The organism is Corynebacterium sp. H78 (assembly GCF_037572275.1).
In the GTDB taxonomy this organism is placed as follows: domain Bacteria; phylum Actinomycetota; class Actinomycetes; order Mycobacteriales; family Mycobacteriaceae; genus Corynebacterium.
Genome location: NZ_JBBHKX010000003.1, coordinates 209,813 through 223,045, shown reverse-complemented (window position 1 = coordinate 223,045; position 13,233 = coordinate 209,813). Strand labels below are relative to the sequence as shown.

Annotated in this window: 11 protein-coding genes; 3 read left to right on the top strand and 8 right to left on the bottom strand. The window is 57.7% G+C overall.

Annotated features, from left to right (window positions below; translation table 11 throughout):
• The first annotated feature begins 7 nt into the window (after positions 1 to 7).
• The gene (locus tag WG934_RS07540) at positions 8 to 1,174 is read left to right on the top strand and encodes a MalY/PatB family protein (protein ID WP_339989522.1); all 1,167 of its coding nucleotides are present in this window, start codon (positions 8 to 10) and stop codon (positions 1,172 to 1,174) included.
• Here WG934_RS07540 and WG934_RS07535 read toward each other — a convergent pair.
• From WG934_RS07535 to WG934_RS07525, 3 genes are all read right to left on the bottom strand, one after another.
• A complete protein-coding gene (locus WG934_RS07535; protein ID WP_339989520.1) occupies positions 1,171 to 2,487 on the bottom strand; it encodes a phosphatase PAP2 family protein in 1,317 nt (438 codons plus the stop codon). The two genes, WG934_RS07540 and WG934_RS07535, sit on opposite strands and share 4 nt — an antisense overlap.
• Before the next feature lie 222 nt (positions 2,488 to 2,709).
• Positions 2,710 to 3,576, bottom strand: a complete 867-nt coding sequence (locus tag WG934_RS07530; RefSeq protein ID WP_339979452.1) for a 3-hydroxybutyryl-CoA dehydrogenase — start codon at positions 3,574 to 3,576, stop codon at positions 2,710 to 2,712.
• Positions 3,577 to 3,741: 165 nt separating this feature from the next.
• Entirely contained in the window at positions 3,742 to 4,065 is a 324-nt protein-coding gene (locus tag WG934_RS07525) for a putative quinol monooxygenase (protein ID WP_339979450.1), read from the bottom strand.
• Between the two features lie 71 nt (positions 4,066 to 4,136).
• Between WG934_RS07525 and WG934_RS07520 the strand changes: the two genes are divergently transcribed.
• Positions 4,137 to 4,709, top strand: coding sequence for a gamma carbonic anhydrase family protein (locus tag WG934_RS07520; protein WP_339989518.1), 573 nt, complete (start codon positions 4,137 to 4,139; stop codon positions 4,707 to 4,709).
• Between the two features lie 21 nt (positions 4,710 to 4,730).
• Here the strand turns inward: WG934_RS07520 and WG934_RS07515 are convergent, their stop codons facing one another.
• Positions 4,731 to 5,459, bottom strand: coding sequence for an isochorismatase family protein (locus WG934_RS07515; RefSeq protein ID WP_339989516.1), 729 nt, complete (start codon positions 5,457 to 5,459; stop codon positions 4,731 to 4,733).
• A gap of 129 nt (positions 5,460 to 5,588) precedes the next feature.
• Between WG934_RS07515 and WG934_RS07510 the strand changes: the two genes are divergently transcribed.
• Positions 5,589 to 6,653, top strand: a complete 1,065-nt coding sequence (locus WG934_RS07510; protein ID WP_339989515.1) for a DUF808 domain-containing protein — start codon at positions 5,589 to 5,591, stop codon at positions 6,651 to 6,653.
• A gap of 24 nt (positions 6,654 to 6,677) precedes the next feature.
• Here the strand turns inward: WG934_RS07510 and WG934_RS07505 are convergent, their stop codons facing one another.
• The 4 genes from WG934_RS07505 to WG934_RS07490 all read right to left on the bottom strand — a co-directional run bounded on the left by WG934_RS07505 (position 6,678) and on the right by WG934_RS07490 (position 13,092).
• The gene (locus WG934_RS07505; protein ID WP_339989513.1) at positions 6,678 to 7,157 is read right to left on the bottom strand and encodes a YchJ family protein; all 480 of its coding nucleotides are present in this window, start codon (positions 7,155 to 7,157) and stop codon (positions 6,678 to 6,680) included.
• Between the two features lie 123 nt (positions 7,158 to 7,280).
• On the bottom strand, positions 7,281 to 8,081 hold the full coding sequence (zupT, locus tag WG934_RS07500; RefSeq protein ID WP_339979439.1) for a zinc transporter ZupT: 801 nt from the start codon (positions 8,079 to 8,081) through the stop codon (positions 7,281 to 7,283).
• A gap of 30 nt (positions 8,082 to 8,111) precedes the next feature.
• Positions 8,112 to 9,548, bottom strand: coding sequence for a GuaB1 family IMP dehydrogenase-related protein (locus WG934_RS07495; RefSeq protein ID WP_339989511.1), 1,437 nt, complete (start codon positions 9,546 to 9,548; stop codon positions 8,112 to 8,114).
• A gap of 40 nt (positions 9,549 to 9,588) precedes the next feature.
• Positions 9,589 to 13,092 (bottom strand): indolepyruvate ferredoxin oxidoreductase family protein, encoded by a 3,504-nt coding sequence (locus WG934_RS07490; protein WP_339989509.1) that lies wholly within the window; start codon positions 13,090 to 13,092, stop codon positions 9,589 to 9,591.
• Positions 13,093 to 13,233 lie beyond the last annotated feature (141 nt).

Below are 13,233 nucleotides of genomic sequence, written 5' to 3'. Positions count from 1 at the left end.
TGCCAGCATGAATGACGTTACCTTTCCCGATGTCGACACCCTTCGCCGTCGTGGCACGGTGAAGTGGACAGCGTACCCAGCCGATGTCCTGCCGTTATGGGTTGCCGAGACTGATGCAGTCACGTGCCCGGCAGTTCTCACAGCGGTGCGCGAAGCAGTGGATCGTGAGTACCTCGGCTACCCCTCGCAAGATACGTCAGCCCTGCAGAACGCAACAGCTCAGTGGTACCAGCAGCGCTATGGCTGGCAACCGAATGCGGAGCACATTTTCCCTGTCGCGGATGTCGTTCGGGGTGTCGTCCTCGCAGTGAAGTACTTGACGGCACCAGGCTCAGCGGTTGTTGTGCCTACACCTGCGTACATGCCCTTCTTCGAAGTCGGCCCCACGGCCGAGCGGGACACTCTCTTCGCGCCAACCGTGCAGACTGCCGACTACACCGGCCCCGATCTCGACGCCCTTGAAACTCATTTCAAGAACGGCGCAGGCTCAGTCATCCTGTCCGCTCCCAATAACCCACTGGGGTTCACCTACGCGCCCGAGGCACTCCGCCGCCTCACCTATCTTGCGGCGCAGTACAACGCCAGGGTCATCTCCGACGAGATCCATGCACCTGTTGTCTTGCACGGAAAGCACGTTCCCACTGCCAGCGTGTCTGAGACCGCAGCTGCTGTCACTATCACGGTGACCGCGACGTCCAAGGGCTGGAATACCGCCGGTTTGAAGTGCGCACAGTTGATACTTAACGACGACGATGCCACCACCTGGCAAAAACTCCCCCACGCTGCGAGAGAGGGGATGTCAACACTCGGCCTCGTGGCCGCAACCGCTGCCTATACGCATGGCGAAGCCTGGCTGGACAACTTCCTCGACTCGCTCCGCACCAACCAGGAGACTCTCGCCCGTCGCTTACCCGAGGTAGCGCCCGGCGCAAAGTTCACCCCAAACGCTGCATCATTCCTGGCCTGGCTTGATCTCCGCGGAGTCGACGCGATCGCACAGTCCGGCGTCGAACCACAACAGTGGCTTCTCGACAACGCACGAGTCGCCGTCAACCCCGGTCTCGCATTCGGAGACGAAGGGGCCGGTCATGTTCGCTTGAACTTTGCGACGTCGCCAAGCATCCTCAACGACGCGCTTGACCGGATTGGCAACGCTATCGCAGCTGCAAACTAGCCCTGGATGTTAAGCGAACCATCCGCGTTGACGGTGACCTGTGCAGCGAGCGCACGTGCCATATTGATGCGTACGTGGTTTGCTTCGCCGTCGGTACGGTCGAGCGGGTAGCCCGAATCGATTGCGGTGCGGGCCAGTACTTCGTTGCGCTGCTGTTCAGTCAGCTCAGGGAAACGAGTTTCCAGCAACCCCGCGTAGCGTGCAGGAACCTGAATGTCCTGGCCAGCTGGGCCGATCTGTGGGAAGCCGTAGGTCATGCGCTCCGTGTAGACGCGCACTGCTTCGGCGTTGGACATGTACGGAGTATCCGTCGCAACGCATTCTTCAAGGGTGGAACCGCAGCGCCACTCGAGCTCTGCACGCAGCTCTGCGGCGGCAGCTTCAATGAGTGGACGGAACTCAGGGTCAGCCCAACGGTCGGCAGCTGCCTGGTTGCCCATCATGCGACCGCCCATAACATCCAGTGGGTAATGCACACCCATGACGAGACGCGAATGACCCGCGTCGGATGCGCGCACCTGAATCTGTGGGGCGAGCTCCGGAAGCATGACGCTCAGCAGCGAACCAGTCCACATCACCTTGTTGGTGTGTCCCGATGGGTATGCAGGAGTGGTCGAGTACGGATCGTCCTCGCCCTCGCGGTAGTAGCGCTCAATACGATCTGGTGCGACAACGAACGGACGGTCGTAGTCGTAGGTGTACTTCTCAATGAAAGATGAGTTCGCGATTCCGCCTGCGCGGGCCAAATTGCCGGACAGCAAGGCCTTCGTCTTGGGCAAGCGATCTTCGTTGAATGCATCGCGGAAGTGCTGGCCAAGATTCTGGCCGAACGCGATGGACATGTTCATCAGTGGATCATTGTGGTCATCGTCGAGCGCTTGCTCGACAAGGGCAGGATCGTTCTTCGCTGCATTGTTGACCTGGATGACCGTTTCCAAGTTCTGATCCATGATCTCAGGATGATTGTCCTTCACATCTACAAACGGATCGACAATGTAGAGGTAAGACCACTTATCGGTTGCGAAATCCGATGGGAAGGAGCGAGCAACTTCCGACGGAAGGTACGGACGAGGCGTCGGAGAACCGTCTGCAGCCTGCTCTACTGGCAGAGCGTCGGCAAGCCCAGGGATCGTAGGAATTGGACGCCAACTTGGGACTTGTGGCAGATCCGGGCGAGCTGGAGCTGCGGAAGCTTCAGGCGCGAAGGTGAACGGCGCGGGCGCTCCGAAACATACACTTGCAGCCAAAACCGTGGCACACACACGAATTCCAAAGCGCGAACGGAAACCAGAGGCCTGGGAACGAGCAGCCACGCCGTACTCCTTTATGTAGTAATAACTTTTGTTCATACGACACAATGGTGAGCGTTATTAACAACTACCTAAAGGGTAAATGAATTTCAGGTTAATTTAGTCGAGGGCGTGGCGTGACTCGATGTGCGCCGATGCGCTCTAGACACGAAAACACCAGGGAAGGCGCTCCCCGGTGTTTCACGTATTCGGATTCTTAGCCCCGACTCGGGCTCATTTCCACTTCTACTTCGAGTAGTCGTAGAAACCCTTGCCGGACTTACGTCCGAGGTGACCAGCCTCGACCATGCGCTTCAGCAGTGGTGGAGCTGCGTAGTTAGCATCTGCGTACTCATCGAACATGGCGTCACCAATGAACTTGATGGTATCCAGACCAATCATGTCGGACAGCGTCAGCGGCCCCATTGGGTGCGCACATCCGTTAACCATGCCGGTATCGATATCCTCTGCCGATGCGACACCATCCTGCAACATGCGCATTGCCGAGAACAGGTATGGAACCAACAAAGCGTTCACAATGAAGCCCGAACGGTCCGTCGCACGAATGACCTTCTTGCCGAGCGCCTCGGATGCGTAAGCATACGCACGCTCCGCCTGAACCTCACCGGTGGTCAGCGTGACGACGTGCTCGACCAGTGGCAACACTGGCACAGGGTTGAAGAAGTGCAGACCCATCACGCGCTCAGGATTCTTCGTTGCTGCCGCAATCGACTGCACAGGAAGAGACGAGGTATTGGTCGCGAGAATCGCATTCGGATCCTCAATGACCTCATCCAGCTGGGAGAACACGGATGCCTTGATCTCTGGGTTCTCCACGATGGCTTCAATCACCAGCTGGCGATCGGCGAAATCCTTGAAATCAGTGGTGTAGGAAATGCGATCAAGAGTCGCATCTCGGTCAGCCTGCTCCATCTTTCCGCGGGACACTGCCTTGTCCAACGACTTTTCGAGACGCGCACGGCCAGCATCAAGGAATTCCTGCTTTGCTTCCCATACGAGAACGTCGCTACCAGCCTTGGCACATACCTCGATAATGCCGGAGCCCATCTGGCCAGCACCAACAACACCAACACGAGTGATTTCGTTTGCCATGAAGTCTCTTCCTTTTCCCGAAAAGTAACGCGAGATTTACGCTTTCGTTTTCTACGCTAGCGCCCGCGCTGACTCTGCGAGTGATATTTGGCAAACGACTTGATTTTCTACACCTGCACGATGGCACGGCGGGGTTTTGCGACAGCAACCCCACCGTTGGTGACGCTAATTCACCTCTAGCTCACCCATGCGGTCCCAGTCGGCCTTACCTTCCAAGGACTGCGACACAATGCGTGGCGTCTCCACCAGAAGTGGGCGCATGGTCTCCATGGCCTTCTGGAAGTGGTCAGAATTGACGTGCGCGCCAGCTGCGTCATCGTCAAATGCCTCGACGAGCACGTATTCCTGTGGGTTTTCTACTGACCGCGACCAGTCGAACCACTTGTTTCCAGACTCCGCGCGCGTCGCAGTTGTGAACTCAGCGACATGCTCCATCCAAGAGTCGGCGTATTCAGGCTTCACATTGAACTTCACGACGATAAAAATCATGAGGCCACTCTATCCCCATGAATTAGGAATTTCCGGGACGTGCGCAAACTTCCCTGGCACAATCGCACAGTATGAGCAACGAAACTATTTCTGCCCCTGCCCCAGTCATTCTCCCCTGCAACGGAAAGATTCCTCGTATCCACAAGGATGCGTGGATTGCACCTGGCGCGGTCATTATCGGCGACGTCGAAATCGGCGCTGACTCTTCTGTGTTTTACGGTTGCGTCCTGCGTGGCGATATTAACTCGATCCGTATCGGCGAACGCACCAATATTCAGGACAATTCCACCATTCACGTCGACGAAGACGCTGAAACCATCATCGGAGATGACGTCACTGTCGGACACATGGCACTTATCCACGGCACCACAGTTGAGAACGGCACGCTGGTTGGCATGAAGTCCGCGTTGCTCTCCCACTCGAAGGTAGGCACCGGCTCACTCATCGCTGCCGGTGCCGTTGTCCTCGAGGGCCAAGAAATCCCGGTTCGGTCTCTCGCGGCTGGCATTCCGGCGAAGGTACGACGCGAACTCGACGACGACGCTGTTGCAGGATTCATTACCCATGCGGGCAAGTACGTTGACACGTCTCGCCTGCATAAGGAGCTGTCCCCAGTTTCGTTGGAGGACGTTCGCTTCGGTTAGCCCCGTGCTCGTCGCACCCTACTAGCGGATAATCTCGGCGCCGGCTGCTTCCATTTCGGCAAGAGCTGCGTCGCCGGTCTCCGCGGACACAGCTGCGATCTGGTCAGTGAAGACTCGAACGGTAAAGCCTTCCTTCAGGGCATCGAGGACTGTTGCCCGGACGCAGTGATCCGTGGCCACTCCCACGACATCAAGGTTCTGCACCTCAGCGGAGCGAAGTGCCTCGACGAGTGGCACCTGCGCCTCAGTGACACCTTCGAAACCTGAGTACGCTGCTTCGTACGCACCCTTTGCTACATCAATGCGCACTGCCTGCGGATTGATGACGGCAAAGTAATCCAACGCACGCTGCATGTCTGCGTGGATTTCAGAACCTGGTTCGCCCTCGGCGCAATGTCGTGGCCAGGAATTTACGAAATCTGGGGTATCAGACCAGTGCTCACCTGGATCGATATGTGCGTCGCGCGTAGTAACTAGTACCGAGTACTTTCCGGCACTTCCTGCAACATGGCGATAGGTGTTACGGAACGCCTGAATCGCGCCATCAACCCCCAGCGCTCCTCCTTCGGCGAAGTCATTCTGCGCATCAACAACAACCAATGCGAACACAGGACGAGTGTTGCGCTGTGGTTCGTTCGTTTCTGCTTGCGCATTCGGCTCGTCGGGAAGCTTCCCCAAACCTGCCTGCACCTGGGCGTAGGTTTCGGCGAAAGAGGGGCGGCGTGAAGTGGGCTGCTGTGGATCCGTCATAGTTCAAGGATTCTGCCATGTCGTGCGCGTACGGGTGAAGTTGCCGGTGGTTTGACCGTTTTACAGATAATATGACCGCATGCAATCCCAGAACGTGACCTATCAGCAATTGCACCGAGGAGACATCGCATGAGTGGTGGCCTAGTCGCCCTTCTTGATGACATCGCAATGATCGCTAAGGCTGCTGCGGCCTCGACTGATGACATCGCAGCCGCTGCCTCTAAAGCTGGTGCGAAGGCAGCTGGCGTGGTCGTTGACGATGCCGCTGTGACGCCACAGTTCGTTGACGGCATTCAGCCTAAACGCGAAATTCCGATGATTTGGCGAATCGCGAAGGGGTCGCTGGTCAACAAGTTGTTGATTATCCTCCCAATCGCATTGCTGCTCAGCCAGTTCCTGCCGTGGGCGCTCACCCCCATTCTGATGCTTGGTGGGTCCTACTTGTGCTTCGAGGGCATGGAGAAAGTTTGGGAGAAGATCGCGCACAAGCGCAATCCCGACGCTGATCTGCACGCTGCAGCCGAGGACAAGGCTCCTCGCGACGAAGACACACTTGTGAAGACCGCGATCTTCACCGACCTGATTTTGTCGGCAGAGATCATGGTGATTTCGCTGAATGAGGTTGCTGACCAGCCGATCGTGAATCGCACGATCATTCTCATTGTCGTAGCCATTGCACTGACCTTGTTGGTCTACGGTGTCGTCGGGTTGCTGGTGAAGATGGATGACATCGGCCTGCACATGGCAAAGAAGCACACAGGTTTTGCCGCAAAGTTCGGCATGGGCCTGGTCAAGGCCATGCCTGTTGTGCTGTCCACAATTGGTGTCATTGGCACGTTTGCAATGCTGTGGGTGGGTGGCCACATCATGCTGGTCGGTCTGGACGAGTTGGGCTGGCACTGGCCATACGCGCAGGTTCACCACCTAGAAACAATGGTTCCAGCTGGCTTCCTCGCCTGGCTAGTCAACACTGCCGGATCCCTGGTGTTTGGTGCGATTTGGGGTTCCATCATCGTCGCTGTTCTCCACGTACTGCCATTCGGCCACAAGAAGTCGCACGATAACGCAACGGATCACTCCGATGGTGACTCCGCACCGTCGGATAAGCGCACCGATGGTCGCGCTGTTATCTCCAGCGTTACTCCAGGTGGCGCAATTGCTGCACGTGAGGACGCAAACAAGGAAACAGCCTAGCCTGGCTCACCACTCCAGCAGGAGTCACTTCCTATTGAGGGCGACGTTGTCAATGGACACGTCGCCCTCGATGTACATCCAGCGCTTTGCCCGCATCTCAAATGTGGAGCGCTCCCAGAACTCTCCGCGTCCCTGCGCGTCAGTAAAGTACGCGCGGAACTCGACAATGCCAGATCGCTGTCCCACCCCACCGTCGACCGTGTCGAGGATCTCCAGCCCCAGCCATTCCACGCCATCATCAAACGTGATGAGCTCAGGTCGTCGCCTCGGATGCCATGTCTTCCACAAGTAGTCAGCTTCATGGGCTGCATACGCGCTGTATCGCGCCCGCATCAACTCCACTGCAGTCTCAGCCTGCCGTTCAAACCGATGCAACGGCGCACAACAATCCCCATACGTGACGACGGTTCCTTCGGCCGAGCTCGCACCATCCCCCGGGATTGAGCATGGACAATGGTCGGAATCTGCAAGGCGGATTCGCTGAAAAAGTGGTGTTGATGACATGTGTGCTCCATTCCCCCCGATAGAAGCGTTAACGAATAGAACTTCACTGTAGCCAGTTTCGGCAATTCCCGCGGGCTGTCGACCGGAGTGCTCACGGATCACAGTGCCTGCGAACCACAGTGCTTATGCCAGAAACAGCAGCAGACTCACTGCCATGACTGCCATGCCTAGAACTAAGCCGTAAATGGCAGTGTGGTGTTTTCCAGTAGCGATTGCCGTTGGCAGTAGTTCGTCCAAGGAGATAAACACCATGACACCGGCGACCATCCCGAAGGCAATGCCCATCGCGGCTGGCCCCAGAAACGGCATGAGCAGCAAATAACCCACCAGAGCACCAGCAGGTTCAGCCAAGCCCGAAAGGAAAGACCAGCGAATGGCTTTCGCACGGCTCCCCGATGCCTGCGCCACAGGTACCGCGACAGCAATTCCCTCAGGGATGTTGTGGATAGCGATAGCCACAGCAACTGGCACTGCAAGAGTTGGATCTTCCAGAGCAGCGATGAACGTCGCAAAGCCCTCCGGAAAGTTGTGGATGGCGATAGCCAGGGCAGTCATCGCACCCATCTTCATCAGGGTGCGACGTTGTGCGGCGAGTTTGGGGTCCGCTTGGACGCCTGGTTCGTGGGGGTTAATGGGTTCTGGAACAAGGCGGTCAATGACGGCAATGACAGCGATGCCGGCGAAGAATGCACCTGCAGCAGCCCAGTTGCCACCTACATTTCCGAAAGACTCGCCAAGCTTGTCGATTGCCTCGGGGAAAATTTCGAGGAACGATACATACAACATCACGCCCGCGGAAAAGCCCAGCGCACCAGCCATAAACCGCGGGCCTGGATTTTTGCGCAGCACAGAAACGAGGCCGCCGATACCTGTAGAGAGGCCGGCAGCCATCGTTAACGCGAATGCGAAAAGTACGTCTGTCATGTGTGGTGAGTTGCTTTCTGAAGTCGCCAGCTAGCGGCTGGTTGCGCGAGGCTCTCCCTCGGCAAAACCTGCAGCAGACTGTACACCCACCACTGCGCGCTCGTGAAACTGCTTCACATTTGCAGAACCTGCGTATGTACAGGAAGAACGCACTCCTGACACAATCTTGTCCACCAGGTCTTCTACCCCACCACGACCGCCTTCAAAGTAAATGCGCGCCGAGGAGATTCCTTCCTCAAACATCTGTCGACGGGCTTTCTCAAATGCCTCTACCGATGCGTTGCGATGCTCGACGGCACGGTGCGAAGCCATGCCGAAGGACTCCTTGTACGGCGAACCATCAACATCAAAGTGGAGATCTCCGGGCGACTCATGGGTACCGGCAAACCACGAACCGATCATGACGTTGGATGCACCTGCCGCAAGTGCCAACGCGACATCGCGGGGATGACGCACACCTCCGTCAGCCCACACGCTCGCACCAAGCTCGTTAGCTGCCGCAGCGCATTCCAAGACCGCCGAAAACTGTGGTCGCCCCACACCGGTCTGCATGCGCGTTGTGCACATAGCTCCTGGCCCAACACCCACCTTGACGATGTCCGCACCTGCCCGAACCAGATCGCGCACTCCCTGCGTAGTCACCACATTTCCTGCTACGACGGGAACCTTAGGGTCAAGTGCGCGGATTCGTCGCAAAGCATCAATTGTTGATTCTTGATGTCCATGCGCCGTATCCACGACCAACACATCGGCTCCAGCAGCCAATAGTGTGCGGGTGCGACCTTCCACATCACCGTTGATGCCAATGGCAGCGCCGACACGCAGCTGGTTTTGAGCATCCACGGCCGGCGTGTACACCGTCGCGCGCAGCGCCGCCTTGCGCGTCAGAATTCCGGCGAGAGCTCCCTCTGGCGTGACGACGGGTGCCAATTTTCGACCTGACGACACAAGGAGATCAAACGCCTCGCGCGGCTCGATGGTGTCCGGGAGCGTCATCAGGCTCGTACTCATGAGTGTGCCGACTTGCGCGAAATTGTCTACGCCTTCCAAGTCGCGGGCAGTGATCAACCCCACCGGAACTTCACCATCGACGACAATGGCCGCCCCGTGCGCACGTTTCGGCAGCAGATGCCGGGCGTAGCCTGCCGTGTGGTGAGGCTTCACGGTAATCGGGGTATCGAAAACCAAATGAGCCGCTTTGACCTTGGCAATGGTCTCTGCGGCAATTTCAGCAGGGACATCCTGCGGCAAAATGGCGATGCCACCCCGACGAGCAATCGTCTCAGCCATCCGACGACCCGACACTGCAGTCATATTCGCAACAACCAACGGAATGGTTGTGCCCGTTCCGTCATTGGTAGACAGATCGACGCTCATGCGTGATCCCACGTCCGACCGGGACGGAACCATGAAAACGTCGTTGTAGGTCAGTTCGTATGGCGGGGTGACATCGTTAAGGAACTTCACGAACCTCAGCGTACCCAGGTCCGTGACGTACCGCCCGGGTTTAAAACAGCTCTTGACGCTGCTTTGCTAGCTCCTCTCGGTATTCCTTCGCAGTACGAAGCTTGATGGTGTCGAAACCGCGAACCAGATCAGGCAGCGCTGCTGCGGTTGCAGCCCGAGTGAGCCAGTTCAGGTCAAGATCAGGGGTGTTCTCGATGTGCGCGATCAACGAGTCAACGAACTGCTCGTATTCCGCCAACAGCTCGCGCTCCAGTTGACGCTCGTGGGTCTTGCCAAAAACATCAAACCGAGTGCCGCGAAGCTTCTTACCCTTCGACAGCGTCTTCAACACTGGTTGAGCCCACGGTCCGAGCGTCATTTTGTTCTTCATTCCCATTGCTCGAAGCATTGGTGGGTGAAGGCGGATCGACATTTTCGCGTCAGGGCCAAAATCAGCTGCAATGTCGGCGGCGACCGATGGGTCCGTCGCCAAGCGAGCAACTTCGTACTCATCCTTGTACGCCATGAGCTTGTGCAAGTAGCGGGCTACCGACTCTGCGAGCATGGTGGATCCCGGCGCGATGGTTGCTTCTGCGCGTCGAACCGCATCGACTCGTTCCGCGTAACGTCGAGCGTATTCGGCATCCTGGTACTCAGTCAGCTCAGCGATTCGGAGATCAATGATCTCCGGCAACGTCTGCGTTGGCGCAGGCTTTGGTGCCGGACGGAGAGACACCAATGTCTTTTCCAGGCTCTGTGGGTCGGCGATGGTCTGGCGACCGCGTCGGAAAGACTGGATATTGCGGTCAACTGCAACACCGTTGAGGTCGATGGCCTTTTCGATCGCCTCCGCGGAAATTGGCAGCGCTCCCGCCTGGTACGCAGCACCAACGAGCACCATGTTCGCAGCGCTGGAATCGCCGAAAAGCTCTTCCGACAAGGCAATCGGGTCGAGCTGCACCAGGCGGCGAGTGGACTCCGCGATTCGGCCGGAAATCTCGTCAGCCTGTGGATACGTAGTTTTCGTGTCGGTCACCATCTGGCCAGTTGGGACCTTGGTGGTGGACAGCACAGCAGTGGTGCGATCGGTGGATGCAGCCTTCAAGTTTGTGCTGTCAGCGCCGACCAGACCGTCAGCACACAGGTAGAGGTCAGCCTCTCCCTTGCCGATCTTCGCAGCCTGTGGTGTTGGGCGCGCCGAAATCTTCACGTCAGACACCACCGCGCCACCCTTCTGGGCGAGTCCCGTCATATCTAAGGTTCGCGAGTAGCTACCGTCGATAACTGCTGCCGTTGCCAACACCGCAGACACCGTGACAACGCCGGTTCCTCCGATACCGGTTATGCGCATGCCGAAACCGCCGGCATCGTCAAGCGAAATAGGGTTTGTTGGCGTTGGTAGATCCTGATCGGAAAGTTCCGGCGCGTTGACCTTTTTCACGATGTTCAATCCCTGCTTGCGTTCGCCAGCTTCTGGGATCGAGACTGTCATGAATGATGGGCAATCGCCCTCCAAGCAGGAGAAGTCGAGGTTACAGGTCGACTGATCGATTCGGGTCTTGCGACCAAATTCGGTATCAACAGGGTGGACGGACAGGCAGTTGGACTTCTCACCGCAGTCGCCACAGCCCTCACAAATGCGCTCATTGATGACGACCCGCTGATTCGGGGTTGGGAACGCACCGCGCTTACGCTTGCGGCGCTTTTCCGCTGCGCAGTGCTGGTCATGGACCAAGACAGTCACGCCAGGGGTCGCTGCGAGTTCGCGCTGTACATCGGCGAGATCGCGTCGGTGGCGCACCTCGATGCCCGATGGAAGCCCCAGCTTCTTGGTCTGCGCGACATTGTCGGTCGTGACGACGATGCGCCCGACCTTCTCCGCCTTCAACAAGTGCAGAGTCTCGACGAGGGTCTTGCCTCCCACTGGGTCCTGACCACCGGTCATGGCGACTGTGCCGTTGAACAGGAGCTTGTAGGTGATGTTCACACCAGCAGCGACAGCAGCACGGACTGCTAGCGATCCAGAGTGGTCGAAGGTGCCGTCGCCGAGGTTCTGCACGAAGTGCTTCTCCTTGACGAACGGTGCCATGCCAATCCACTGCGCGCCTTCTCCGCCCATCTGGGTCACGCCGATGACGTTGCCGACCTGCTTTTCTGGCTGGAGCAACACCATTGCGTGGCAACCGATACCAGCGCCGACCAGCGAATCGTCGGACACCTTTGTCGACGAGTTGTGTGGGCAACCACTGCAGAAGTACGGCGTGCGCTGCGCGAGTGGCAGGTTGATGCGTGTGCGCTTGTTGGACTCACGCTCAACCCAGCGCTGTGCTGCCTCAATGCCGTGGACAGTACCGAGTCGATGCGCGAGGCCAGTAGTCACCGAATCAATGTCCAGCTCACCGAAGCGAGAGAAGAGCGTCGAGCCGTCTTCATTGGACTTGCCACGCACGTTAGGGGTGCGCGGGTGATCGTAGAGGATCTCACGAATCATCGTTTCAATGAAGTCACGCTTCTCTTCGACGACGATGACTTCATCAAGGCCTTCGACGAAGCGGAATAGCATGTCCCGCTCCATTGGGTACACCATGCCGAGCTTCAGCAGGCGAATGCCTCGACGGTTCATCTCGTCTTCGTCGATGCCCATGCGCAGCATCGCTGAACGCACATCAAGATAGGTCTTACCTGCTGCGACGATACCGATGCGGTCGTCGCCGGTGTAGGTCACCATCTTGTTGATGCCATTGAGACGCGCGTACTCCAGTGCACGTGGAATACGAGTGGTCAACTGGTTCTGCTCCAGCTCCATGAGCGATTTGCCCAACAATCGTCCGCTTGGGATGTGCGGGCTGTCCCCTAGTGGTTCCAAAACTGGAGTGATGCGGTCTGGAGATACTTCGGCTGTCGACGAACCGTCGGCAACGTGCGCCGAAATCTTCAGCGACGTCCACAGGCCGGAGGTGCGCGACATCAGGGCTGCATGGATGCCCATATCGAGGATGTCTTGCGAATCAGATGGATACAGGATTGGCATGTACAAGTCAGCCAACGCCATCTCGGAGGCACATGGAACTGTCGACGACTTCGCCCCTGGATCATCACCGACCAGCGCTACGGCTCCGCCGCGATGATTCGTGCCGATCAAGTTCGCGTGGCGAAGCGCATCGGCAGCGCGGTCGAGACCTGGTGCCTTGCCGTACCAGTAGCCCACTACTCCATCGAGTGGTGCCTTCGGCGCTGCGAGCTGCGACCCCATGACCGAGGTCGCGCCGATTTCTTCGTTGAGAGCTGGTCTGTGGACGACGTCGTAAGGATCCAGGAATCGCTTTGCTTTGCCAGCGATTTCGAGGTCGTAGCCGGCAAGTGGCGAGCCTTCGTAGCCGGAGATCAGGGATGCCGTGCGCAATCCCAAGCGTCGGTCAAGCGCGGCGCGGTCGCGCACCATGCGGGCGAGCGCCGAGATGCCGGTAAGGAATACGGTTCCTTCTTCGCGTGTGTAGCGGTCTTCCAGGGAGAAGCCGCGACCGTCGAATTCATTCTTTTGAGGTGGGTCAATTACGGAGGTCATGGTGTCACCAAACCTTTGGTTACGGCCCTATGGGTTGGGGGCCTTGACTGTGAAGCACTATTCGTTTTGAAGCACTGCGTTGGACGAGTCTCGTTAGATTTACCTTCGGGGTGTGATGGCAGTCACTAACTCTTAGTGAAC